This window comes from Pseudoalteromonas sp. AOP31-A2-14, assembly GCF_052378035.1.
Classification (GTDB): Bacteria; Pseudomonadota; Gammaproteobacteria; order Enterobacterales; family Alteromonadaceae; genus Pseudoalteromonas.
The window spans coordinates 3,279,365-3,302,980 of sequence record NZ_JBQSXI010000001.1 but is presented as its reverse complement, the minus strand read 5'-3'; the positions used below and the strand labels follow the sequence as shown (position 1 = coordinate 3,302,980).

Here is a 23,616-nt window from a genome sequence, read left to right as displayed (position 1 = left end):
AGTTATTAAATTACTTAAACAAACGATTCAAACCATTTAGCGCGGCAACACGATAGGCTTCAGCCATGGTTGGGTAGTTAAATGTGGTGTTTACGAAGTAATCCACGGTGTTACCACCATTTTTTTGCTCCATAATCGCTTGGCCAATGTGAACTATTTCAGAGGCGCGCTCACCAAAGCAATGTACGCCTAATACCTCTTTAGTTTCTACATGGAAAAGGATTTTTAAACTGCCTACTTCAGTGCCGGCAATTTGCGCTCGTGCAAGGTGCTTAAATTGTGCTCGACCTACTTCGTATGGAACTTTAGCCGCTGTAAGTTGTTGCTCAGTTTTGCCTACTGAACTCATTTCAGGAATGGTATAAATACCGGCTGGAATATCAATAATCAGCTTTTCGTCACTATTGCCACTGGCTATCGCATCAGCAGCTATACGGCCTTGATCAAATGCTGCACTTGCAAGACTTGGATAACCAATAACGTCGCCTACCGCATAAATATTATCAACATCAGTCTGGTAAGTTTCATTTACTTTTAATTGGCCTCGGCTATCGGCTTTAATTCCAACGGCTTCTAGATTCAGGGTGTCGGTGTTGCCGGTTCGGCCATTGGCAAATAAAATGCAATCAGCTTTTACGCGTTTACCTGATTTTAAATGCATTACTACGCAATCATCGCGGGTTTCAATACGGTCAAACTCTTCATTATGGCGAATAACAATGCCGCTATTCCAAAAGTGGTAGCTAAGTGCATCTGAAACTTCAGCATCCATGAATGCTAGTAAACGGTCACGAGTGTTGAGTAAATCAACCTTTGCGCCAAGGCCTTTAAAGATAGACGCATATTCACAGCCAATTACCCCCGCACCATAAATGAGTACGCGATGTGGGTCATGCTTTAAACCTAAAATGGTATCACTGTCGTAAATGCGAGAATGATCGAAGTCAACCTCTGGTGGGTGATATGGGCGCGAGCCTGTTGCTATAACAATCGTTTGCGCAGTGAGTGTTTCAATTGAGCCATCAAGGTGAGTAACGGTAATAGTGTGTTTATCTACAAACTGCGCATCGCCTTGAAACATATGAATACGGTTACGATCATAAAAGCTACTGCGCAGGTTCGACTGCTTAGAAATAACAGAGCTTGCATGGCGTAATATATCAGGAAATGTTAAGCGGTTAGGGCGCTCGCTAATATTAAATAAGGGATTGGCTTTATATTCAATATAACGGCTAACAGAATGGCGCAGCGCTTTTGATGGAATAGTGCCCCAATGGACACAACCACCGCCAACAGCTTGCTGGCGCTCAATTACGGCTACCTTTTTGTTACTTTTAGAAAGGTTCATGGCGGTACCTTCACCGCCAGGACCCGTGCCTATAATAATGGCATCGTATTGAAATTCTTGGGTATCTTTTTGCTTTATTTGTTGTTTGGCCACAGCCGCTCCTACATTAGCTAAAAGAGGCTTTTAATAACCTCGCATTCAGTGCCAGCCAAGCTTGCTTTTGGGTTTCCCAAGCAGCTTCTAGCTCGTGGTATTGTGTCATTAAAGCTGATTTTTCGCACTGTTTAAGCATGTCATTTTTTTTAACTTCCAGTACCTGCTTTTTAAGTGCACAAAAATGCTGAAGCTTTTTCAGCATTAAATCATACTCATGCTGTAACAATGTAAGCTTATCTTGCGCTAAAGGCAATTTTGCGAGACGAATTTGCGTTTTGTTCATTAAAGTTTCGGCTTTAGCTTTTTCAATACGCTCAACCGGAGTGCGTTTTAGTTTCTTTGCGAGACCTACTGCCGCTAATGAACGAATCATCCATTTGGTTGGATCATAATGAAACCATCTAATGCCATTACGGTAGTCGCTGGCAAAAATATGGTGAAAGTTATGATAGCCCTCGCCATAAGTAAATAGCGCTAAAAAGCCATTATCACGGGCGGTATTTTTTTCAGTGTAAGGACGTGAGCCCCAAATGTGCGCAATCGAGTTAATAAAAAAGGTAAAGTGCTGGCTAAGTACCAAGCGTAATAGACCAGCTAATAGCAACATGCCAAATACATCACCGACCATAAAACCAAGCGCTAATGGAATACCCACATTCATTGCTAATACTAGTTTTAAATAATGACGGTGTTGCCACATCACAATTTTATTGCGTTGTAAGTCGCGGCAATTACTATAATCTCCGTAGCTGTCACCTTGATATTCACGTAGCATCCAGCCTATATGGCTGTACCAAAATCCATTTGTTGCCGCGTAAGGATCTTTAATAGGGTCATCAACTTGGCCATGATGAATACGATGATCGCTACTCCAGTGCAGTGCACTATTTTGTAGTGCAAATGCGCCTCCTAGCGCGAGTATAAACTCTATCGCAGGATGTGCTTCATAGGTTTTGTGGGCCCACAAGCGGTGATAGCCTGCTGTAATTGAAAGGCCTGCAAAAAACATACACGCTACAAAGGCAATCCAATGGCCACTGGTGAATCCATAGCTAAGCGCATACCAAGGCACTAAAATTAGCGCGGCTAAAAAAGTAATACTAAAAAATAGGACATTGGTCCAAATAATCGGTGGTTTTTTCATGTTCTTTATATCTGAGCGTACACTTGTAAGCTAAAATAATATTTCATTCTCCCCCCGTCAAGTATTAGACTGACGAATTAGCATAAAAATCACTATAGTTTGATTTAAAATAACTCAGGAGTCATTCATGTCGGGTGTTAGAGCGCAACAGAAGCAAAAAACACGACAGGCGCTAATTGAGGCGGCATTTAATCAGTTAAGTGCAGATCACAGCTTTTCTAATTTAAGTTTACGAGAAGTTGCCCGTGAAGCCGGTATCGCGCCGACCTCATTTTATCGTCATTTTAAAGATATGAACGAACTGGGTTTAACTATGGTTGATGAAGCCGGTTTAACGCTGCGCCAATTGATGCGCCAAGCTCGTAGACGCATCGCCAGTGGCGGTAGTGTTATCACGACTTCGGTACTGACTTTTATGGAGTTTATTGATAATTCCAGCAACCAATTTAGATTATTATTACGCGAACGTTCGGGTACATCAAAAGCGTTTCGAGCCGCAGTTGCCCGTGAAATAAAACACTTTATCTTAGAGCTTGCTCATTATCTAGAAAGTGAAACCCCATGCGATGCCAATCATGCTTATATTCAAGCAGAAGCCATGGTGACTTTAGTATTTAACGCCGGCGCTGAAGCGCTAGATTTAGAAGGTTTACAACGTGAAGAGCTAATTGAGCGTGTGGTTTGGCAGTTGCGTTACATTACTCGCGGTGCGAGTAACTATGTGCGTGATAATAAATCGCCACAAATTTAAAAAGTTAATCTAAACACTAGGCTGGTTACTACTCTTAAATTTAAACGTGAATTGTTAGTTTTTTAGATTTTTATTTCTTTTTGTTGGCTTTGGTGGGTTTTATTTTTCTTTGTTTGTGGGTTTTAATCCCACTAATTGGAATTACTATGCTTGCATGTCTGTCTTTAGGGTGTTAAAAATAGGCTTCACTGAACACACACATTTAGTAAAGACAGATGCAAATTACACATTTTATTACACTAAAACTGAACCTCTTACTGCTTATCTTGGTGAGCGGGGCTTAGTGTATTTGCATAAAGTAATACATTAAAACCCCGCAATTGCGGGGTTTTTTGTTTGCCCAGCGAAGCTGGCAAACCCGATAGGCTGAAAGATGCCTTATCACCCTGACTAAGGGGAAGATAATCTGAATGGCAAGGGCGTCACTGGCCAACGGTGGGGTCTGAAGGAAGCCATAAGAAGTTAGAGGTACACAACTAACCGTAACCTGTTTCGGCAGTATTGGTGGGTCAGCGTGCAAAATAGCGCAACGCCCTATACTTAGTCAGACCAATACTGTGCTTGAGGGTGGGATTTCTAACAGGGAGCCAGTGCAGTAACTGGGGAAGCCTGGCATCTAAACTTAATGAGAGTAAGTGGCCTAAATTCAAGGTGAAAGCCAAGATTTAGTGTCGGTGTGAGGTGGCAGATGAACCCGTAGTAGTGAGTAAGGCTAGGCCGATGAAAGCCAGTAATGGTGTGGAGGGGAAAACCAAGCCGACCATCAACATTATGTTTGATGGGGTCAACTTTAGCCAAAAGCTTTAATTGATTGCGAAGGGGGGAAGTATTCTTTAAGCGTATGAAAGACGGGAACTTTTGTTTATCGGCTCACAAGTATTTCGACGGAAATAGCCAAAATATGACGGCCAAACAGGAATGTAGACGCTGAGAATTGAAGGGCGAGCAATGGAGTAATGACTGACCACTTAGGCAGATTGCCAAAAAAGGCTAGCACACCTAATGTCATCATGAAGAATCAGCGATAAGTAGAGTGACACGAGCAGACATACCGCAAGCAAAGGCAGAAAATGACAGTTTACTACAGCTTGTACGGACAATTATTAGACATTAATAACCTGTACAAGGGATTCAAAAAAGTGAAAGCAGCTAAAGGAGCGGCCGGAATAGATAGGCAGACCGTAGGCGCATTCGCCCTGAATTTAGAAGCAAACTTAAAACAACTGCAACTTGAGCTGCAAACCAAGCAATATAGGGCACAACCTGTCAAACGGGTGGAAATACCCAAAGATGATGGCGGTGTCAGAATGCTAGGTATCCCCGCAGTTCGAGACCGAATAGTGCAACAAACACTATTGAACATACTCCAACCGATATTCGACATCGACTTTCACCCATCGAGTTATGGGTATAGGCCGAAACGAAGCTGTCATGACGCTATCAGTAAAGCAAGTGTATTTATCCGTAAATACCATCGCGACTGGGTCGTAGACATGGATTTGTCGAAGTGTTTTGACCTGCTTGATCATGCTTTGATAATTAGGAGTGTTAGACGCAAAGTGACGGACGGTAGTATTTTAAAACTGATTAATCAGTTCTTAAAAAGCGGAGTAATGATAGGTGAACACTGGGAGGCTAGTACGATAGGAAGCCCACAAGGTGGCGTAATTAGCCCGTTATTGGCCAATATCTACCTAGATGCTTTCGATCAAGAAATGAAAAAGCGTAATCACCGAATAGTGAGGTATGCAGATGATATCTTGATTTTGTGCAGCACAGAAAAAGCAGCGCAAGAAGCACTTAAGGCATCCACCCAGATACTAGAGCGAGACTTGAAATTAACCGTGAACCAAAATAAAACCCATATTGCTCATAGCAGCAAAGGAGTGAAGTTTTTGGGAGTAGAGATAGGTAGCCAGTGGACACGGATACAAGCATCAAAACTCATCGGGTTTAAACAAAAAGTGAAGCAATTAACAAAACGTAACGGCGGCATAAATTTAGCAGAAGTAATAAAACGGCTAAATCCAGTTGTGCGCGGTTTTGTAAATTATTTTAGTATAGCCAATTGTAAACGAGAGCTAAAAGCCTTGGCAGGTTGGATCAGACGAAGACTAAGGGCAATACAGCTGAGGTTGTGGAAGAAGCCATCAAGGCTACATCGACGACTAAAGCAGTTAGGAAAAAAGCCACCGTTTAAGTTCATTAAGATGAACTCGTGGCGTAACTCACTAAGCCCTTTATCTTGTGTATCGATGCCAAACCAATGGTTTGAGGAGCTTGGTTTATATCCAATAGAAAAAGTGAATACGGGATGGCTTGCTTTATCGGCGTTTAGGAAATAAGTTGATAAAATGTGAAGGGTACAGGAGCCGTATACGAGGTCCGTACGTACGGTTCTGTGAGAGGGATGAGGCATAAGCCTCACCCTACTCGATTTATCTCGTAATTGGGTCGTTGGTTAGATTGGGAATGAGGCATTCTATGAAAGATAAAGTATGGATTTTTGATACCACCTTACGAGATGGTGAGCAGGCGCTTAAAGCAAGTTTAACTGAAGACGATAAAGTTCAGTTAGCCCACACAATTAGCCGTTTAAATGTAGATGTAATGGAGGTGGGCTTTCCGGTTTCAAGTCCCGCTGATTTTCGTTCAGTACAACGTATTGCGACCGAGGTGAAAGGGCCAGTTATTTGTGGCCTAGCTCGTGCTGTTGCTAAAGATATTGAAGCTTGTGGTGAGGCACTTCGTCCCGCAGAGCAAGGCCGTATTCATACTTTTATTGCTACCAGTCCGCTGCATTTAGAGCATAAATTACGTATGAGTTTAGACGATGCAACGTCTATGGCGGTTAAATCAATCAAACTTGCTCGTAACTATACGGATGATGTGGAGTTTTCTTGTGAAGATGCAGGGCGTACGCCGCATTGGGATTTATGCCGCATTGTTGAGCAAGCCATAAGTGCAGGGGCTTCAACTATTAATTTGCCAGATACCGTAGGTTATGTAACGCCAGACGAGTACTCGGCAATGATCCACCATTTAATGAACAACGTGCCTAATATCGATAAAGCGCGTTTAAGTGTGCATTGCCATAACGATTTAGGTTTAGCGGTTGCTAACTCAATTGCCGCGGTGCAGGCCGGAGCACGTCAAATTGAGTGTACTATTAACGGCATTGGTGAGCGTGCGGGTAATTGTTCACTTGAAGAAGTGTCAATGATAATGCAAATGCGTAAAGATCACTTAAAAGTACATTCTGATATTCGCGGGGAAGAAATTTACCGCGCATCACGTCAAGTCGCGAAAATTTGTAATATGCCGGTGCAACCAAATAAAGCAATTGTTGGTGAAAACGCTTTTGCTCACAGTTCAGGCATCCATCAAGACGGCGTATTAAAATCGCAAAATACTTATGAAATTATGTCGCCAGAAAGTGTGGGTGTGCCAAACAATCAATTAAATATGACCTCACGTTCAGGTCGTCATGTTATTGAGCACCGATTAGAAGAACTAGGTTACCAAAAGTCAGATTACGACATGGGTAGCTTATACGAGAGCTTTTTAGCTTTGGCGGACCAAAAAGGGACCGTATATGATTACGACCTTGAAGCGATGATCTATTTTAACCAAATCAGTGATAAAGACGAGCAGTATCAATTAGAGTTTGTTAACTCCACATCGAACTCGCAATCAGTTGCCAGCTCGACTATTGGCATGACCATTAATAATGAATCAAAACAAGAGGCAGCTACTGGTAATGGCCCTGTTGAAGCATCATTTTTAGCCATTGAGCGATTAACTGGTATGGCAGTTGAAATGATTGAATACAACTTAGAAGCTACTGGCGAAGGCGCAAGTTCACTAGGGCAAGTAAATATAATTGCTAAATACGATGGTCGGCCTTATCACGGTGTGGGCATTGCAGCAGATGTAGTTGAAGCATCAGTACGCGCTATGATCCGCGTTTATAATTTAATTTATCGTGCACAAAAAGTGTCTGATTTAAAACAACAAAGGAAAGCAGGATGAGTCAAAAAAATTACAGCGTTGCGGTATTAGCAGGCGACGGTATCGGGCCTGAAGTAATGGCAGCAGCAGAGCAGGTGCTGGACGCGGTTAGTAATAAATTTGGCTTTACTATGACTCGTCATTCTCATGCAATTGGTGGTGCAGCCATTGATGAATTTGGAAAAGCGCTGCCAGATACCACATTAGCAGCGTGTGAAAATGCTGATGCGATTTTATTTGGCTCAGTGGGAGGTCCAAAATGGGAGCACTTTCCTACTGATGAACAGCCAGAGCGAGCGTCACTTTTACCACTACGTAAGCATTTTGGTTTGTTTTGTAATTTACGCCCAGCCCAACTATTACCTGCACTGAGTACATCATCGCCACTACGCGCTGATATTAGCGCACAAGGTTTTGATATTTTATGTGTGCGAGAACTAACGGGTGGTATTTATTTCGGCGATAAAGGCCGTATTGGTGAAGGCGCTGATGAAGCTGCATTTGACACGCAAACGTATTCTCGTAAAGAAATTGAACGCATTGCGCGTTTTGCTTTTGAAGCAGCCAAGCTACGTAATAACCATGTGACTTCAGTTGATAAAGCCAACGTATTAGCCTCAAGCGTATTATGGCGTGAAGTAGTTACTGAAGTAAGCCAAGACTACCCAGAAGTAAGCTTGGATTATATCTACGTAGATAACGCGGCAATGCAGCTAGTAAAGCAGCCAAGCCAATTTGATGTACTACTTTGTGATAACTTATTTGGCGATATTTTGTCAGACGAATGCGCCATGATTACAGGCTCTATGGGCTTGCTACCGTCTGCAAGTTTGAACCAGTCTGGCTTTGGTATGTACGAACCTGCTGGTGGCTCAGCACCAGATATTGCGGGTAAAGGTGTTGCTAACCCAATAGCACAAATATTAAGTGCGGCGCTGATGCTACGTTACTCTTTGGGTGAAGATGAAGCCGCGCGAAGTATTGAAAAGGCGGTTGCCGAAGTAGTCGAAGCCGGTGTAGGCACTCCAGATATTTTCTCAAATGCAGGGTATACCACGCAAGATGTTGCGGCTGCAATTGTGGCTCGAGTATAGAAAGTGGCTCGAATTTAAATTAATCCTGCTCGTGGCAACCGTCATGTTACGAGCCAAACCGAATTAGGAAATTAGCAAGTGGCCCAAACGTTATATGATAAAATCTGGCAAGCACATGTTGTTGCTAGCATTAATGAACAAACCGACTTACTTTATATTGATCGCCATTTAGTTCACGAAGTGACATCGCCGCAAGCCTTTGCTGGCCTTCGTGAAAAAAATCGTAAAGTGCGCTGTCCTGAAAAAACCATTGCAACTATGGACCATAATGTATCGACTAAAAGCCGATCACTTGATGCAGCCAGTGAGGTTTCAAAAAATCAATTAATGGCGCTTGATGCGAATTGTAAAGAGTTTGATATTGTACTTTATGACTTAAACTCAGTTAACCAAGGTATAGTCCATGTTATGGGACCTGAGCAGGGAGTTACTTTACCAGGTGCAACAATAGTGTGTGGTGACAGCCATACATCAACGCACGGTGCTTTTGGCGCACTTGCGCATGGTATTGGTACATCAGAAGTTGAGCACGTATTAGCTACGCAAACATTACAGCAGAAAAAAGCTAAATCACTAAAAATTCAAATCAATGGTCGTTTACGCCCAACCGTTACGGCAAAAGATTTGATCATGGCTGTGGTTGGCAAGTTAGGTACCGCTGGAGGTACAGGCTATGTTGCTGAGTTTTGTGGTGAAGGCATTGAGGCGTTGTCGATGGAAGCGCGCATGACCCTGTGTAATATGAGCATTGAAATGGGTGCTAAAGCGGGCTTAATCGCACCTGATCAAATAACGTTTGATTACCTTAAAGGTCGGCCATTTGCACCACAAGGTACAGACTTTGACGCTGCAGTTGCTTATTGGCAAACACTTAAAACTGACGATGATGCACAGTTTGATTTAGAAGTTGAGCTAGAAGCCAGTAGTATTCAGCCGCAAATTACCTGGGGCACCAACCCAGAGCAAGTTATTGGTGTTGATGAATGTATTCCTGATCCCGATCAAGAAGCTGATTTAATAAAAGCTGAAGCGATTCGCAGCGCTCTGAAGTACATGGACTTAAAAGCCGGCGATAAATTATCAACTGCAACCGTAGATACCGTATTTATTGGCTCATGCACCAACAGCCGGATTGAAGATTTACGCGCCGCTGCACAAATTGTAGAAGGCAAGCAAGTGGCTACAGGTGTTGAAGCATTAATCGTACCGGGCTCTGGCCTTGTGAAAAAGCAAGCCGAAGATGAAGGCTTAGCTGATATTTTTAAAGCTGCAGGTTTTGAGTGGCGCGAACCGGGTTGTTCGATGTGCTTAGCGATGAACGATGATCGTTTAGGTGCAGGCAAGCGTTGTGCATCAACTTCTAACCGTAACTTTGAAGGTCGTCAAGGGCGTGGCGGGCGTACGCATTTAGTTAGCCCTGCAATGGCCGCAGCGGCGGCGATACATGGTCGCTTTGTTGATATAAGAGGAGAAGCCTAATGAGCATCTATTTTAGTGGTTTAATGGCCCCGCTTGATAAAAATAACGTTGATACTGACCAAATTATTCCTAAGCAGTTTTTAACTTCAACCAGTCGTGATGGTTTTGATGCGGCATTGTTTTATGATTGGCGTTATTTAGAAAACGACGAGCCAAACCCTGATTTTATTTTAAACCGTCCTTGCTACCAAGGCGCGCAAATATTGCTAACTCGCGATAACTTTGGCTGTGGTTCATCACGTGAGCACGCACCATGGGCGCTTAAGCAATATGGCTTTGAAGTGATTTTAGCAGAAAGCTTTGCGGATATTTTCTTTAATAACTGCGGCAATAACCAAATGCTTGCGATTGCTTTACCTGCAGATACGCTTGAACAACTGTTTGTACTTAGCGAGCAGCATGATGATATTCATATTCATATTGATGTTGATCTTGAGAATCAAAAGCTTACCAGCAATAAATTTGCACCAATCAACTTTGATATTCGTAAAGATGTAAAAGAGCGCTTATTAAGTGGTTTAGATTTTATTGGCGTAACCGAAACACTCAACCCGCAAATAGATACGTTTGAAGCGAAACTTGCTGCTGAGCGACCTTGGCAGTAAATAGTTACTTAAAAGCGCGATGTAAATCTCGGCTTAATGCGCAAACTTCTTGGCTTGGTTCCTATTAACAAAGCCAAGAAATGCGCTTTTTTATACCTAATCAAAGTCTAATAAGAGCCTAGTAATAGGCCATAACCAACCCCACAGCTCCAATCACAATACAAGCGCGCATTTTAAATTGCTTGTCATTGCTCAGGGTACTTTTTTGCCAAGTATTTGCATATATTATTAGACATTTTAACTTGTATCATAAACAAACTTATAAGTATTAATAAGGGCAAGTAGTTCAGCATTTTTAAATCCTGTTTAATGGTTATAAAAATTTACTATAATTATTGTAAGGGTAAAAGTGTTTTAAATCATTACTTTAATCTTTGGTTGTGAGCGCGCTCAGTATTTTTTTGTGGGTTGTGTGTATAGGCAGCTGAGGTTGTTGAGCGTGCTCATTTTTCCTTTTTTGGGTATATAAACAACTATTCATCCTATAAACTTCCTTTATCAATAGGAAACCGCTAGTCTATCTTTTATTAATTACATTTTAGGAACGTACTATGAAATTATTAACTGCTGCAACTTTATTACTGGTATCGACAGCGGCGTTTGCACGCCCAGCGCCATTGGTATCAATTCCAAGCCATGATGGTTTTTTTGACAATATTGCCGCCCATTGCGGTAAAGCGTATGAAGGAGTTGTAGCTGTTGATAACGCTGAAGGACCAAGCTCATTTGCTAATAAAAAATTGGTTATGCATGTACGCCGTTGTAACGAAAGTGAGTTACAAGTGCCTTTTCATGTAGGTGACGATGCGTCACGTACGTGGATTATTACTAAAACGGGCAGTGGTTTGAGCTTAAAGCACGATCATCGCCATAAAGATGGTACTGACGATGTGTCAACTATGTATGGTGGTCATACGCTCGATGCGGGATCTGCTAATGTGCAGTCATTTCCTGCAGATCAATACTCAAAAGAGCTATTTGTTAGTCAAGGCATCCCACAGTCGATGGGCAATACATGGCAAATGTATATCTACCCTGAAAAATTCACCTACCGTTTAATTCGCCAAGGTCGTGAATTTCGTGTTGATTTTGATTTAACTAAACCAATTAGCTTGCCAGCAACGCCTTGGGGCTATGAAGGCTAAGCCTTTTTGGGCTTAGTTTCGCATTGTAACATTACATTTAAAGGTGGCTGATAGGCACGAGGTTTAGTTGGAAAGCGATCATACTCTTGTACGCCTTCAGTCACTTTTAGCATAAATGTATTACCGCGGCATAATCTGGCAGCGTGACGTAGTAAAAAAACACTCTGATTTCTAAAGTGTTTATAGTCGTCAGATTGAATTTTAAGGTGATAGTTATTGTCGTCTATCTTGGTTTGATAATAATGTACTTCTTCATCAAAATCATACAGCTTTTCGGTCTCACCTTTTGCTGCTTGTGCGCTGATACAGCCAGCGAGTAATAAGAAGCTAGACAATAAAAGAGTGCTGTTATTCATTAATCTACTCATAAAACACTAACTCCTTTGTTGTTTTGGGCTGAATATTTTACTACAGTGATCGCAGTTCGTATAAGTCTAACACCCAAAAAGGGAAAATGTGATGTTCAAACAAATTAAACAGCTTTTTTCGAGTTTTGACGAGCAGCAACCGTCATTAAAAGAGCACGATTTAAAAACTGCCGTTGCCGCTTTATTAATTGAAGTAATGCGTGCTGATAATGAGTTGCAAGAGGGTGAACAACAAACACTGACTTTTACTTTAAAAAAATATTTTGATTTAGATGACGAAGCTGTTGCAGAGCTTACCGAGCAGGCAAATCAGGATCTTGATGAGGCGATTGATTACTTTCAATTTTCAAAACAAATTAAAGATCAGTGTAGTGCCGAGCAGCGCATTGAAATTGTTGAGTTATTATGGCGTTTGGCATACGCAGATGGCGAGCTAGATGCGCAAGAAGAGCATGTTATTCGCCGTGTTGCGAGTCTTCTATATGTTACACATGAAGACTTTATCGCCGCTAAATTAGCCGTAACAAAGCTTTCTTAATACTTTGAATACAGAATCAATAAAACCCGCTTATTGATTTAATTTACTCGCTACACTGACTAGTTGTTGGGCAAGCCCAGCAACGTTATCAACCATTAGTGGGTCATTAATTCGGCCATTATCATCAATTAATGTATGAATCGCAGGCACTGCTAATTGGTCAGCAAGTACTAAGCTGCCAATACCAGATAAAATATCACGTACGTGGTTTAAACCGCGTAAGCCACCTAGCCCACCAGGGGATGAAGCATATAAAGCGGTTACTTTGTTACGAAAAGCAGGTAAAGCTCCTTGCTCAGTGCGCGATGCCCAATCTATAGCATTTTTTAATACCGCAGTAATTGAGCCATTATACTCAGGGCTTGAGAGTAATATGCCGTCCGCTGCGCGTAATTTATCTTTTAAAAGCTGCGCGCCGGGCGGTGTGCCTTGGGATTCAATATCCTCGTCAAACATCGGTAAGTCTAAATCTGCGAGCTTAATTACTTCGACTTCTGCACCGCTTTCCAGAGCAAAACGTGCGGCTTCGTTGATTAATTTTTGATTAAAGCTGTCTTTGCGTAAGCTGCCAGCGAGTGCAATAATTTTTGGTGCAGTCATGATACCGCCTTCATTAAATTGGGTTTATTTATCTGTTAACTACTTTAGCAAATATTTACTTGCAGAAAAGCCAAATAAACGCAAAACTTATGTGCATAAATGCACAGTGTGGGTTAGTAGATAATATGGCAATTCAATTTGATGATTGGCAAGACGTTAAAGTGGCCTTTGAAGTGGCTCGCTTAGGCACGCTTACCGCGGCAGCAGAAAAGTTAAATGTGCACCATAGTACGGTGCTTAGGCGGATTAATAACTTAGAGAAAAGCTTAAATGCTCGCTTGTTTCATCGCCACGCTCGTGGCTATAAGGTCACCGAAATAGGCGCCAAACTGTTTACCACCGCAGAAGGCATAAATAGTGAATTAGAGCGTTTACATAACGATATAATTGCCGCCGATAGCACTTTACGCGGCAGTTTATTGCTCACTACGGTAAGCGGCTTTATTGATGTACTTAGCGATGTGTGTGAGCAATTTCAAAGCTTACATCCACAGGTGCAGCTTGAGGTGATACTGGATCAAAAGCGTTTACGCCTTGATCACGGCCAAGCACATATTGCGGTACGAGCAGGACCTAAGCCAGATGAAGGTGATTATATTGCTCAGCATTTGGCGCACTTATCATCTGGCCTTTATGCATCTAAGCGTTATATTAATAAACACGGCGTGCCAAAAAGTATTAAACAGCTCGCGTTACATAATTTTGTATCAGGTGTGGCGGGTTACAATGGCAAAGTGCCTTACTTTGCTTGGGTTGACGAGCACATTCTTGCTTCGCAAGTAAAACTGCGGGTGTCTGAAACCTCAGAAGCCACTCGCGCGATTGTGAAAGGCTTAGGTATTGGCGGTGTGCAACATGATGTAGCTGCGCAATATAGCGATTTAGTGCCAATATTACCTAATGAATTAAATTGGCCTACGGATTTATGGCTGGTGACACATCACTTAGTTCATCGTACTGCCAAAGTGCAAGCATTTAGCCAGCTTCTAAAAGCTCATTTTAAAGAGTTATAAAAGTGACTTGGTATACTAAAAATTTAGGCGATGCGATGTTTGCTGACGCTGAGCTCACACAAATCAAACAAAGTGCTTTAGGAGAACACTCGCTTTTTGTGCGCTATGTTGCAGAATATGGCTTGCATTGTGAGGTGATTGTGTACTTTCCGCCAGCGGCTCAATGCATCGCTAAAAAGCACTCTGCTTTGGCATGCACTAAGCCTCGTTTAACGGATTTAACCCTACTTTAAAATGATTTTTTAACCTCAATACCTAAACGTTTTGCTAAGCGTACTAAGTTGGCTCGATCTACTTTTAGGGTGCGTGCGGTACTAGCCCAATTAAAGCTATGTTGTTCAAGTTGCTGGCTAATTAAGTGATGCGTAAAAGTGTCAGTAGCTTGTTTTAGCGATAAGTTTTCACTATTAATTGCGGTTATGGGAGTTGGTACATTAGTCGCAGGTATCGTGCTGGCTGGCAAAGAGTTTGATGACGCACTGATATTCAGCTCGCAATGAATGGGTTCAATAGTAATGATTGGTTGCTGCCACTGGCTTTGTTTTGCTTTTAATGCCGCTCGGCTAATCACATGCTCAAGCTCGCGGACGTTGCCGGGCCATTCGTATTGAGTGAGTAATAACTGCGCATCGACACTCAGCTTCAATTGCTTAATAGCAAGCTTACGTGCTGTCTTTTCAACAAAATAGCCAGCAAGTAACACTACGTCGTTTTCACGTTGCTTAAGTGGCGCAACGTTTAACGGGTAAACACTTAAGCGATGATATAAATCAGCTCTAAAACGACCTGCTGTTACCTCATCTTTTAAATGTCGATTAGTGGCAGCAATAACGCGTACATCAACATATTTTACTTCGTCTTCACCGACTGTTTGAATTTCACCACTTTGTAAAACCCGCAGCAATTTACTTTGCATTGCCAGTGGCAATTCGCCTATTTCGTCTAAAAATAAAGTCCCCCTATCGGCCAGCTGAAACTTACCTTGACGAGCATGCTCCGCACCCGTAAATGCGCCTTTGGCATGGCCAAAAAATTCACTTTCGGCGAGGTTTTCAGGTAATGATGCGCAGTTTAAATGAATGAGTGGTTGTTCGCTACGCTTAGAATGCAAATGTATATTACGTGCTACTAATTCTTTACCTACGCCAGTATCACCTTGTATTAGAACGCTAAATTCTGAGGCCGCAACTAGTTTTATATCATTTTTAAGGGTTTGCATAGCTGGGCTTTGACCGATGATTTCGATGCCGTTACGGGTTAATGCTTCGCGGTTTAGCTCTTGTACTAATGCACTACTGTGCTGAGCATGATGTTGATATTGCTGAAGCTGTAACGCGGTATTTAAATGGGCTGCACATAGCGTGCCCAGTAATGCTAATTGCTCAAGGTTTAAACTATCAAATGCATGGGCATTAAGGCTGTCGAGGGTGATCACACCAAGCAATTTTTGCTGATTATCGAGTAACGGCATCCCTAGGCAGGCGTGCACAGGAATGTCGCCACGTTTAGCGCTTAATAGCCCGTCGTAAGGGTCTGGTAGCGGGCAGTCATGGGCAAACTTTAATGGTTGTTTGGCGCTACAAATAGCTTGTAAGCGTGGATGCTCGTCAATAATAAAACGCCGACCTAACGTATCTGGTGTTAAGCCATGAATAGCAAGCGGTTTTAAAATATCGCCTTGCAAAGAGAGTAAAGCAATCGCGTCGCTTGGCACCGTTTGGTTTATACAGGCAATTAATGATTCAAAACCAGTGTCTAGGCCACTTACTTTTGCAAGGGTGACTGCGGTATTTAGTAAACTTGCTGCATCAATCATGTCAATATGACTCAAAGGGGTTTTATTGATTTGTTTTATGGTGAGTCATAATGACTTTATTGTCAAATGTGAAATCACCAAGCTAATGATAATAAAAGGCTTTAAATATTGGCGCGCTCTGTGCAATAGCTAGTTACATACAAATCAATAAAAGAGCGTCTTATGTTAGTTTCTACTGCTAATAATTATAATGAAATACCGCCATCAAGTGATTTTTACACTACGCTTTTAACGTATGCTAATCGCGCATTAGTAATAAGTACGTTATTGATGATAATGACAATTTTATTGAGCTACCCATTTGCCGATCTGCTTAGTATGCAACTACAAATTGTGGCACATATTTCTACTATTATTGCTGCCACTGTCCTTAAAATTAGCTATGTTTTACGATGTGTTTCGCTTAATGGTTTAGGCAAGGAAGTACGCTAATGCGGCCTATGAATTTATGCGAACCGATGCCTGAAAAGGTGCGAGCTTATCAAGTAACTCAATGGCCATTATGGATGTTAGCGTTTCGGCCTTATTTTTTAGGCGCAGGCTTATTAGCGGTTTTATCTATTAGTTATTGGTTACTGATTTTAACCGGCCATGCTAGTTGGGGTTTAACTATGCCAGCAACGCTTTGGCATGCCCATGAAATGATGTTTGGTTTTGCTGGTGCTGTTGCCGTTGGCTTTTTGCTAACTGCAGCGCAAACTTGGACGGGTGTTGCTAGTATTAGCGGCAGTAAATTAATGCTCTTAACATTTATTTGGTTAGCTGCACGAGGCGCGTTTTTTATAACAGATGCGGGCATCGAAAACTTTAATTTGTACGGCGTAATGTTGTTGCAGTTGCTTTGGTGGTTAGGGGCAATTGCTGCATTAGCGAATATGTTATTTAAATCCAACAATAAAAATAACTATCAGTTCTTACCTATTTTAAGTGCTTTATGTGCTTTAAACATTATTTATTTGTGGTTAGTTGTGAGCGCTAATATGACGCTCGCTTTAGCTGTTGTTGATACCGCTGTATTAATAATGACGTTACTTGTAGGTGTTGTTGCAGGGCGAGTGCTGCCGTTTTTTACTGCGCGTGGTTTAGAGCTTGAGCAGCAAGTGCGTACAGCGCGTTTAGATAAGGTACTGCTATATAGCTCAATATTTGCTACAGCACTGTATTTTATCAGCCAGTTATTTATACCTAACATTAATCCCGGTTGGGCGCTCGGTGTTGCAGGGGTGTTGCACTTAAGTCGTTCATTAATGTGGTGGAATAATAAAATGCTTAAAGTCCCGTTGCTTTGGTCATTACACTTTTCGTACCTAGCACTTGGTGTGGGGCTAATCCTGGTTGCGGTAAGCTTTTATAGCCCAGTCATTTTATTTAAAGATGCGCTGCATATGATCACTATCGGCACTATTGGCATGATGATTTTAGCCATGATGACGCGGGTCTCTCATGGTCATACGGGTCGTGCGTTAACTATTCCCTATTTTATGGCTGTTGCCTTTGCGTTAGTGCTGGTGGCTGCTATTACTCGTTCGTTATTACCTTTTATTATTGGGCCGTACATTGCGTGGCAGCTAAGTGCTGCACTGTGGATTGCGGCGTTTATATTATTTTTAATTCATTGCTTACCTATTCTGGTCTGTCGTCGTGTAGATGGTCGTCGTGGGTAGTAATTGTTTTTGTTGATTAGGAAAGTTGTATGTTATCTGATAAAACCATTGAAATAGTTAAAAGCACTGTGCCACTACTCGCGCAGGCAGGCACTGTTGTTACTGAGCATTTTTATAAGCGACTATTTAGTCATAACCCTGAACTGCAAGATATTTTTAATATGGCCAATCAGCAAAGTGGCCGCCAGCAGTTTGCATTATTTAATGCTTTGGCTGCTTATGCCCAAAACATTGATAATTTAGATGTATTAAAAGAATCGCTGGCCCGCATTAACCATAAACATGCCAGCATGCATATTTTGCCAGAGCATTATCCCATTGTAGGCGGTCATTTAATTGGTACGCTAAAAGAGCTACTCCCAGAGCAGTTTACTCCTGAAGTTGAATACGCATGGCGTGAAGCTTATGCGCTATTAGCTGATATATGTATTACAGAAGAAGCCGCTTTGTATGCTCATAGCAAAAATAATATTGGCGGCTGGTCGGGGACGCGTCAATTTGTGATTACTAACAAACAGGTTGAGTCAGAATTAGTAACCAGCTTTACGCTTACTCCTGTAGATGGTAAAGCGGTTATTACTCATAAACCAGGGCAGTATTTAGGTATAAAAGTGAAACCTACGGACGCACAATATAGCGAAATTCGTCAGTACTCAATTTCACAAAAAAGTAATGGCGAAAATTATCGTATAAGTGTAAAAAAAGAATTGTTGCCAGCCGCAGGTATCGTGTCTAATTATTTGCATACTTTAGATGAGGGCAGTGTTGTTGAGCTTTATCCGCCGGCTGGGGATTTCTTTTTACGGGCTAACAATAAACCTGCAGTACTTATTTCAGCGGGGGTTGGTCAAACACCGATGCTAGCAATGTTGCAAACGCTATTGAGTGACGCCTCTAATCAGGCTGTAACTTATTTGCATGCTTGCGAAAATACCGAGCAGCATTCATTTAATAAATTTTTAAGCACACAAGCTGCGGCTCATTCACGTTTAACGCATTATACTTGGCTTAATCAAGGTGGCAGTGATGCTAATTTTAACGGGCTGATGGATATAAATAAGGTCGCGCAGCAATTGCCACTTAATGACGGTGATTTTTACATTTGCGGCCCAGTAGGATTTATGGCAGCAATAAAGAAACAGTTGCTTGCGTTAAGTGTGGCTGATGAAAGCATTCATTATGAAATGTTCGGCCCGCATCAAGACTTATAATACGGACCTGATTAATAAAAAGGCGTGAGAGCAGTTTGCTTCACGCCTTTTTATTTAATAGCTACTTCAAACCACTGTTTAAAGGGCTTCGCACTCGATATTAGGTAGTGGTATGCGCAGCTCTTTTTTTGGGTAAAAAAGCAAACATTGCTCACCTGACTTTTGTAGTATAAATTTCTCAGAGGGAATGCTGTGTGCTCCCATAATTGGCATGCCGTCAGGGCCTTTGCTTGTACCGTGATCAATTAATAGCTCTGGGCTTTTAGTAAACACATCATCTGCTAATGTTACTATATCTCCCCCTTTGGCGGTTTGTATTGCTTGCTGTAGCTGCGTACTAACGCCAGGGTTAACTCGAGTTAATTTTGCATTTTGTGGTGGCTCAGCTTGAGTGCTGTTACAGCCTGTAAGGAGCATAACCAAAACCCCTACTGACAAAAGATTATTCATCCGCGCTTCCTTTTGTTGGTCGTGTTAAGTCCATACTGGTATTGTAAAGTGACTTAGGTGGCGTTAATGAAATGCCTTGGCTACTACTTTGGCTAAATTGTTGTGGTAGGCTTTTAGCGCTTACAACAGGCATTGGGCAGCTATTATTTTCAATGTGAAATAGCGCACTTGCAAGTAATGCTTCGTCACTGTTACCTAGCTGGTGATCAAAGTCATCAGCCACTTTACAGCCTTTTACATCAGCATCAAATTGTGGCGTTGGTGTAGGAATAAAGCCATCAGCATACTCGCCAAAGCCTTTAAAGTTCGCACCGCTAAATTGAATGGTGTAATAAGTGGTTGCACAGTTATGTGTGGGCGTAAAACCATACGGTTTACCACATGTTTGGTCACCAATTAAAATCACCTCGGCATCAATACCTTTTAACCCATTAATAAATGCTTCCGATGCTGAACACGTACCTGATGTACTGAGTACATACACTTTTGATAGATTTAAATTAGGCAATAAGTTACTCGTTGTAAGAAATGTTGAGTAATCAATTTCTTGAGAGATAAATGGAAATGGGTCTTCCTCAGGTTGCTTGTCGTTTTCAATAGCTTGATAAAAATAGCGATTTTGAATAATTTGCATCCCCTGCTACCATATAAGCTAGTTGCGCTGACATCGCAAGTAAGCCACCCCCGTTATATCTAAAATCAATAACCAGTTCGTCAATATTATCTGCTTTGAATTTATCGACCGCGTCTATTAAACCCTGCTGCGCGACACTGATATGACCTAAATTCGGATAATAAGTGCAATTTCTCAGATTAGATGGCCAGCTGTTATAATTCGGCCATTTTCTCGCCAAAGGAAATTGCTTTAATGAAATATAAACAGCTGACACAAGAAGAAAGATACCAGATTTACGCGTTAATAAAAGCAGGAAATAACCAAAAGCAGATAGCTGAAGAACTAACTCGTTCACCGTCATCTATTTCTAGAGAGCTAAAACGCAATAAAGGACTTAAAGGCTATCGGCCTAACCAAGCCAATAACTTTGCTGAACAAAGACGTAAGTCATCTTTCAAAGCAAGTAAGTTAACAGAGGACGTCACTCACTGGATTAATAAATTGTTGCATGACGGACTTTCCCCTGAGCAAGTGGCAGGCCGCTTAGCTTTAGAGAAACAGGTCGTTTTACATCATGAAACAATTTATCAATATATTTACAGAGACAAGGCTCGTGGTGGCAAGCTACATAAGACACTCACTCGTGCATGTAAAAAGTATAAAAAACGCTATGGAAGCTATGATAAACGTGGACAGATAGTTAATCGAGTCAGCATTGATGAACGCCCAAGTATTGTGGATTCAAAGTCTAGGATTGGTGATTGGGAGGGCGATACAGTGATAGGTAAAGGGCGTAAAAATGCGCTTGTCACAATGGTTGAACGTAAAACGTTATATACAGTCGTTCACAGAATTGAAAGCAAGCATGCGAAAATAACAGCCGATGCGCTGATCACGTGTATGACACCATATAAAGGTAAGGTTATTACCGTGACGTTAGATAATGGAAAAGAGTTTGCTCACCATGAGCATGTTGCACAAAAATTAGAAGCTGATGTGTATTTCGCTCATCCCTATTCATCATGGGAGCGGGGCATAAATGAGAATACCAACGGCTTACTTAGACGCTTCTTCCCCAAGGGAACTGACTTTATGGCGCTAAGTGAAGCAGAGATACAGGCGGCAGTTGATAAGCTCAACCATCGGCCAAGAAAAACAAGAGGGTATAAAACCCCTCATGAATTATTTACGGGGCAATCAGAAGTTCTGGTGGCTGCATAATGATTGCACTTAATACTTGAATTCAAGTGACTATTAAACTGCATATAGCCAACTTTTGTGCCGTTTTCAGTGGACAAGGTATTAACATTTTGCACCGGGGTTTTACTGATATTACCTGCGGTTATATCAATCGATTTTTCAGTACCGTCGTTGCTACGAATTTTGAAGTTATGTGAGTCGCCAGCCGTTGGGTCAAATAATACTTCGTTAAGCGTGTTAACGCCTGCCTCGGTACTGGTATCGATACTGACGTCATTGACTGACAATACAGTATCACCGCGCTGTAAACCTGCACTTTGTGCAGGTGAGTTATCTTCTAGATATGCAATTCTTAATATTCTAGGTGAGGTGTTACTAATGAAGGACCAGTTGATGCCATAACCAGAAACAACCCCTGATTGCGACTCTTTAAAAAAGTCCTCGGTAGGCTCGCTAAAATGAAAATTATCTTTTTTAGCGCCCGAGTCGGTGGTTTGTTCGGTTTTTAATTGTGCGAAGTAAGCCGCGACTGATTCAAAGTTGTCAGGGTTATTATCTTCAATTTCATTATACCAAAGATACGTTTCGTCGCTCCAAGAGCGCAACCACATTTTTTCAGTAAACTCAGTGCCTGTTTCATCTGGGTAAGGTTGATTATCGTTATAGGGATCGTTGCCTGTGCGTGGTACAGCGCATTGATCTTTAAATTCACTTGATGGAGAAAAAATATCTGCCACCCAAGTCGGTCCATTGCTTGTTGATGGCGGAGTTGTTGTCGTTGGTGTGGTTGTAGTACTTGAACCACCACCGCCACAACCGGTTAAACCAAGACCGCTAAGTGCGATTAAAACTGCCAATGAGAGTGCGTTACTTTTAAACATAATAGTTACTTTCCTGTAAAGATACGTTTAAAAAATATCAGCAAAAGAGCATTCTAGCAATAATCACTCCGCTGAAAAATGTAAAAGAGTGTGTAAATAACTTAAAGGTTACTGTTAGTTTTTTGCGTAGCGAGCGCTTGGTTTTGCCATGCTTTAAACAGTTTTTGTTGTTTATTTGATATGTTTAAACCATAGGTTTTTTGCATATAAAAATAAGTGTCTGCAATACGTTTTCTGGCATAAAGCGGCGGCTCTACTAAACGTTGTTTAAAATTAACCTTTATTTGGCAGCGGCCATATTGGTTTGCACTACCTGCGAGCATGCCAAACCGATAGTTAGAGCGATCACCGTTAATTTCACCAATGGCGGGGGCAAGATTATTAATATCAGCCTCCATCTTTCTAAATTGCGGGCTCACTTTTATGCAGTTCTTACGACCGCCATGTTGCCAACATTGTAGTTGATGGCCAAATTCCCATGCAGAAACAATATGCTCCCACTCAATACGTGTGGCGCGAGCATTGGGATTGCCTGAACGAGTCATGGCATTACGCGGTACATAGCCACAGCTCTTTACGTCGGGCACCAGTTTTTTACCTTGGCGCTTAATATCACAGCCACAATAAAAGCTTTTACTGTTATTAGGTAGGGTTTTTATAAGGTGTTTTTTAGCGCTAGAAAAACGGCTGAATTGTTCGTTAGCATAGCTATTTATGCTGAACCCACAAATCAGCAACGCGATAATAAATTGCGTCATATCCAATCACTTTAGTGAACTACAGGAGTTGCTATTTTAGAGTGATTATTCAAATGGGTAAATAAGTTAAAAGGGGAAAGTTTAGACGCTGCGTTTACGTCGCCTAAACCGAAGTGTTTGCAACAGTAATATTATGCCTGTAATACAAAATAAAACACTACATGCAGCAAAACTTATCAGTAACGGGTTGTTAAAGTCTTCACGCTCATCGTAGTCCATAATGTGTAGCATCCAGAAAAAATCAAAAATACGCCATAATGTGCTGCGAACCGCAACTACATTGCCGTTATCTGCTGCTAAATATAATGTAGTGCTAAACATATCGTCATACGTTACTTGCCAAATATTGCTTTTATAACCGGCCTCTCTGCTGCCAGTTTCAAGCTTAGTAATTTTTCTTACGTGTGCGTCAATTAGTAAGTGGGCGTTAGCATTGGCAATAATTTGCGATTGATCAGGGGCTTTAAAAGGGTGACCTGTTAAGCCATTAAAGGTGTACTCTTGTTTTGCACCTTTAACTACAATAATGGGCGTGGTTAAAAAATGGCTATAGTTAATTTGCTTAGGTTCAGCGACTTGATTAACTATATTTTCAATCGATGCAAAGTAATCGGTGTGTTGAAAAGGGTTATTAAGTTGGCGCTCAGCGAGATGCTTACCATGAACTTTTTCAAGGGGGATTGCGCTCATTATCAAACCGCCCAGTAGCCACGCAAAAATTTGTATCGCTATCAAATACCCCAGCCATTTGTGCAGCTTTCTGGCATTTTTGAAAAGGCGTTTGTTCATGAAGTTACCTGTTCTTATTTTTAAATGCCTGATTGTATG

The 23,616-nt window shown here is 41.6% G+C and carries 23 protein-coding genes and 1 pseudogene; 14 read left to right on the top strand and 10 right to left on the bottom strand.

The window, feature by feature from the left end:
- Window positions 1-10: 10 nt before the first annotated feature.
- Together sthA and ACT3S9_RS15300 are read right to left on the bottom strand one after the other, a co-directional pair.
- Window positions 11-1,441, bottom strand: a complete 1,431-nt coding sequence (gene sthA / locus ACT3S9_RS15305) for a Si-specific NAD(P)(+) transhydrogenase (RefSeq protein ID WP_444751052.1) — start codon at window positions 1,439-1,441, stop codon at window positions 11-13.
- Between the two features lie 13 nt (window positions 1,442-1,454).
- Window positions 1,455-2,588, bottom strand: a complete 1,134-nt coding sequence (locus ACT3S9_RS15300; protein WP_444751051.1) for an acyl-CoA desaturase — start codon at window positions 2,586-2,588, stop codon at window positions 1,455-1,457.
- 127 nt (window positions 2,589-2,715) lie between these two features.
- Between ACT3S9_RS15300 and fabR the strand changes: the two genes are divergently transcribed.
- From fabR to ACT3S9_RS15265, 7 genes are all read left to right on the top strand, one after another.
- On the top strand, window positions 2,716-3,339 hold the full coding sequence (gene fabR, locus ACT3S9_RS15295; RefSeq protein WP_441834950.1) for an HTH-type transcriptional repressor FabR: 624 nt from the start codon (window positions 2,716-2,718) through the stop codon (window positions 3,337-3,339).
- 1,070 nt (window positions 3,340-4,409) lie between these two features.
- Window positions 4,410-5,684 (top strand): group II intron reverse transcriptase/maturase, encoded by a 1,275-nt coding sequence (gene ltrA / locus ACT3S9_RS15290; protein ID WP_086960535.1) that lies wholly within the window; start codon window positions 4,410-4,412, stop codon window positions 5,682-5,684.
- 139 nt (window positions 5,685-5,823) lie between these two features.
- A complete protein-coding gene (leuA, locus tag ACT3S9_RS15285; protein ID WP_444751050.1) occupies window positions 5,824-7,371 on the top strand; it encodes a 2-isopropylmalate synthase in 1,548 nt (515 codons plus the stop codon).
- Window positions 7,368-8,444: a 3-isopropylmalate dehydrogenase gene (leuB, locus tag ACT3S9_RS15280; RefSeq protein WP_444751049.1), complete on the top strand. Its 1,077-nt coding sequence runs from the start codon at window positions 7,368-7,370 to the stop codon at window positions 8,442-8,444. The genes leuA and leuB overlap by 4 nt, the downstream gene beginning before the upstream one ends.
- A gap of 78 nt (window positions 8,445-8,522) precedes the next feature.
- On the top strand, window positions 8,523-9,923 hold the full coding sequence (gene leuC / locus ACT3S9_RS15275; protein WP_444751048.1) for a 3-isopropylmalate dehydratase large subunit: 1,401 nt from the start codon (window positions 8,523-8,525) through the stop codon (window positions 9,921-9,923).
- The gene (leuD, locus tag ACT3S9_RS15270; RefSeq protein WP_444751047.1) at window positions 9,923-10,528 is read left to right on the top strand and encodes a 3-isopropylmalate dehydratase small subunit; all 606 of its coding nucleotides are present in this window, start codon (window positions 9,923-9,925) and stop codon (window positions 10,526-10,528) included. Before leuC ends, leuD begins: the two co-directional genes overlap by 1 nt.
- Before the next feature lie 551 nt (window positions 10,529-11,079).
- On the top strand, window positions 11,080-11,673 hold the full coding sequence (locus ACT3S9_RS15265) for a hypothetical protein (protein WP_444751046.1): 594 nt from the start codon (window positions 11,080-11,082) through the stop codon (window positions 11,671-11,673).
- Here ACT3S9_RS15265 and ACT3S9_RS15260 read toward each other — a convergent pair.
- Window positions 11,670-12,029, bottom strand: coding sequence for a hypothetical protein (locus ACT3S9_RS15260; RefSeq protein WP_444751111.1), 360 nt, complete (start codon window positions 12,027-12,029; stop codon window positions 11,670-11,672). The genes ACT3S9_RS15265 and ACT3S9_RS15260 overlap by 4 nt on opposite strands.
- Before the next feature lie 103 nt (window positions 12,030-12,132).
- On the opposite strand from ACT3S9_RS15260, the gene ACT3S9_RS15255 reads away from it, so the two are divergent.
- Window positions 12,133-12,579, top strand: a complete 447-nt coding sequence (locus ACT3S9_RS15255; RefSeq protein WP_441993678.1) for a TerB family tellurite resistance protein — start codon at window positions 12,133-12,135, stop codon at window positions 12,577-12,579.
- A 30-nt stretch (window positions 12,580-12,609) separates the two neighbouring features.
- On the opposite strand, the gene ACT3S9_RS15250 is transcribed toward ACT3S9_RS15255, so the two are convergent.
- On the bottom strand, window positions 12,610-13,179 hold the full coding sequence (locus tag ACT3S9_RS15250; protein ID WP_444751045.1) for an NADPH-dependent FMN reductase: 570 nt from the start codon (window positions 13,177-13,179) through the stop codon (window positions 12,610-12,612).
- 125 nt (window positions 13,180-13,304) lie between these two features.
- On the opposite strand from ACT3S9_RS15250, the gene ACT3S9_RS15245 reads away from it, so the two are divergent.
- Both ACT3S9_RS15245 and ACT3S9_RS15240 read left to right on the top strand, forming a co-directional pair.
- Window positions 13,305-14,192, top strand: coding sequence for a LysR family transcriptional regulator (locus ACT3S9_RS15245; RefSeq protein ID WP_444751044.1), 888 nt, complete (start codon window positions 13,305-13,307; stop codon window positions 14,190-14,192).
- Between the two features lie 2 nt (window positions 14,193-14,194).
- Window positions 14,195-14,425 carry a hypothetical protein gene (locus ACT3S9_RS15240; protein WP_444751043.1) on the top strand — a complete coding sequence of 77 codons (231 nt, stop codon included), beginning with the start codon at window positions 14,195-14,197 and terminating at the stop codon, window positions 14,423-14,425.
- Here the strand turns inward: ACT3S9_RS15240 and norR are convergent.
- Window positions 14,422-16,008, bottom strand: coding sequence for a nitric oxide reductase transcriptional regulator NorR (gene norR, locus ACT3S9_RS15235; RefSeq protein ID WP_444751042.1), 1,587 nt, complete (start codon window positions 16,006-16,008; stop codon window positions 14,422-14,424). The genes ACT3S9_RS15240 and norR overlap by 4 nt on opposite strands.
- Before the next feature lie 162 nt (window positions 16,009-16,170).
- Between norR and ACT3S9_RS15230 the strand changes: the two genes are divergently transcribed.
- The 3 genes from ACT3S9_RS15230 to hmpA are packed head-to-tail and all read left to right on the top strand — an operon-like array spanning window position 16,171 to window position 18,883.
- Window positions 16,171-16,440 (top strand): hypothetical protein, encoded by a 270-nt coding sequence (locus tag ACT3S9_RS15230; RefSeq protein WP_444751041.1) that lies wholly within the window; start codon window positions 16,171-16,173, stop codon window positions 16,438-16,440.
- The gene (locus ACT3S9_RS15225) at window positions 16,440-17,672 is read left to right on the top strand and encodes an NnrS family protein (RefSeq protein WP_444751040.1); all 1,233 of its coding nucleotides are present in this window, start codon (window positions 16,440-16,442) and stop codon (window positions 17,670-17,672) included. The genes ACT3S9_RS15230 and ACT3S9_RS15225 overlap by 1 nt, the downstream gene beginning before the upstream one ends.
- 29 nt (window positions 17,673-17,701) lie before the next feature.
- Window positions 17,702-18,883 (top strand): NO-inducible flavohemoprotein, encoded by a 1,182-nt coding sequence (hmpA, locus tag ACT3S9_RS15220; protein WP_444751039.1) that lies wholly within the window; start codon window positions 17,702-17,704, stop codon window positions 18,881-18,883.
- 78 nt (window positions 18,884-18,961) lie between these two features.
- Here the strand turns inward: hmpA and ACT3S9_RS15215 are convergent, their stop codons facing one another.
- Window positions 18,962-19,333 (bottom strand): hypothetical protein, encoded by a 372-nt coding sequence (locus ACT3S9_RS15215; protein ID WP_444751038.1) that lies wholly within the window; start codon window positions 19,331-19,333, stop codon window positions 18,962-18,964.
- Window positions 19,326-20,112 (bottom strand): annotated as a pseudogene (locus ACT3S9_RS15210) (S41 family peptidase); the annotation flags it as partial. The pseudogene ACT3S9_RS15210 and the gene ACT3S9_RS15215, both read right to left, overlap by 8 nt.
- Window positions 20,113-20,201: 89 nt before the next feature.
- Here ACT3S9_RS15210 and ACT3S9_RS15205 point away from each other — a divergent pair.
- Window positions 20,202-21,170, top strand: coding sequence for an IS30 family transposase (locus tag ACT3S9_RS15205; RefSeq protein WP_086959932.1), 969 nt, complete (start codon window positions 20,202-20,204; stop codon window positions 21,168-21,170).
- On the opposite strand, the gene ACT3S9_RS15200 is transcribed toward ACT3S9_RS15205, so the two are convergent.
- From ACT3S9_RS15200 to ACT3S9_RS15190, 3 genes are all read right to left on the bottom strand, one after another.
- Complete coding sequence (locus tag ACT3S9_RS15200) at window positions 21,125-22,030, bottom strand: PDZ domain-containing protein (protein ID WP_444751037.1); 906 nt, start codon at window positions 22,028-22,030, stop codon at window positions 21,125-21,127. The two genes, ACT3S9_RS15205 and ACT3S9_RS15200, sit on opposite strands and share 46 nt — an antisense overlap.
- A 101-nt stretch (window positions 22,031-22,131) precedes the next feature.
- Entirely contained in the window at window positions 22,132-22,788 is a 657-nt protein-coding gene (locus ACT3S9_RS15195) for an endonuclease (RefSeq protein ID WP_444751036.1), read from the bottom strand.
- Window positions 22,789-22,869: 81 nt separating this feature from the next.
- Window positions 22,870-23,577, bottom strand: coding sequence for a hypothetical protein (locus tag ACT3S9_RS15190; RefSeq protein WP_441993283.1), 708 nt, complete (start codon window positions 23,575-23,577; stop codon window positions 22,870-22,872).
- Window positions 23,578-23,616 lie beyond the last annotated feature (39 nt).

Coding starts and splice junctions, on each gene's coding strand:
- ACT3S9_RS15300 (WP_444751051.1), bottom strand. CDS start 2,588: ATGAAAAAACCACCGATTATTTGGACCAATGTCCTATTTTTTAGTATT.
- fabR (WP_441834950.1), top strand. CDS start 2,716: ATGTCGGGTGTTAGAGCGCAACAGAAGCAAAAAACACGACAGGCGCTA.
- ltrA (WP_086960535.1), top strand. CDS start 4,410: ATGACAGTTTACTACAGCTTGTACGGACAATTATTAGACATTAATAAC.
- leuA (WP_444751050.1), top strand. CDS start 5,824: ATGAAAGATAAAGTATGGATTTTTGATACCACCTTACGAGATGGTGAG.
- leuB (WP_444751049.1), top strand. CDS start 7,368: ATGAGTCAAAAAAATTACAGCGTTGCGGTATTAGCAGGCGACGGTATC.
- leuD (WP_444751047.1), top strand. CDS start 9,923: ATGAGCATCTATTTTAGTGGTTTAATGGCCCCGCTTGATAAAAATAAC.
- ACT3S9_RS15265 (WP_444751046.1), top strand. CDS start 11,080: ATGAAATTATTAACTGCTGCAACTTTATTACTGGTATCGACAGCGGCG.
- ACT3S9_RS15260 (WP_444751111.1), bottom strand. CDS start 12,029: ATGAATAACAGCACTCTTTTATTGTCTAGCTTCTTATTACTCGCTGGC.
- ACT3S9_RS15255 (WP_441993678.1), top strand. CDS start 12,133: ATGTTCAAACAAATTAAACAGCTTTTTTCGAGTTTTGACGAGCAGCAA.
- ACT3S9_RS15250 (WP_444751045.1), bottom strand. CDS start 13,179: ATGACTGCACCAAAAATTATTGCACTCGCTGGCAGCTTACGCAAAGAC.
- ACT3S9_RS15245 (WP_444751044.1), top strand. CDS start 13,305: ATGGCAATTCAATTTGATGATTGGCAAGACGTTAAAGTGGCCTTTGAA.
- norR (WP_444751042.1), bottom strand. CDS start 16,008: ATGATTGATGCAGCAAGTTTACTAAATACCGCAGTCACCCTTGCAAAA.
- ACT3S9_RS15230 (WP_444751041.1), top strand. CDS start 16,171: ATGTTAGTTTCTACTGCTAATAATTATAATGAAATACCGCCATCAAGT.
- ACT3S9_RS15225 (WP_444751040.1), top strand. CDS start 16,440: ATGCGGCCTATGAATTTATGCGAACCGATGCCTGAAAAGGTGCGAGCT.
- hmpA (WP_444751039.1), top strand. CDS start 17,702: ATGTTATCTGATAAAACCATTGAAATAGTTAAAAGCACTGTGCCACTA.
- ACT3S9_RS15215 (WP_444751038.1), bottom strand. CDS start 19,333: ATGAATAATCTTTTGTCAGTAGGGGTTTTGGTTATGCTCCTTACAGGC.
- ACT3S9_RS15205 (WP_086959932.1), top strand. CDS start 20,202: ATGAAATATAAACAGCTGACACAAGAAGAAAGATACCAGATTTACGCG.
- ACT3S9_RS15200 (WP_444751037.1), bottom strand. CDS start 22,030: ATGTTTAAAAGTAACGCACTCTCATTGGCAGTTTTAATCGCACTTAGC.
- ACT3S9_RS15195 (WP_444751036.1), bottom strand. CDS start 22,788: ATGACGCAATTTATTATCGCGTTGCTGATTTGTGGGTTCAGCATAAAT.
- ACT3S9_RS15190 (WP_441993283.1), bottom strand. CDS start 23,577: ATGAACAAACGCCTTTTCAAAAATGCCAGAAAGCTGCACAAATGGCTG.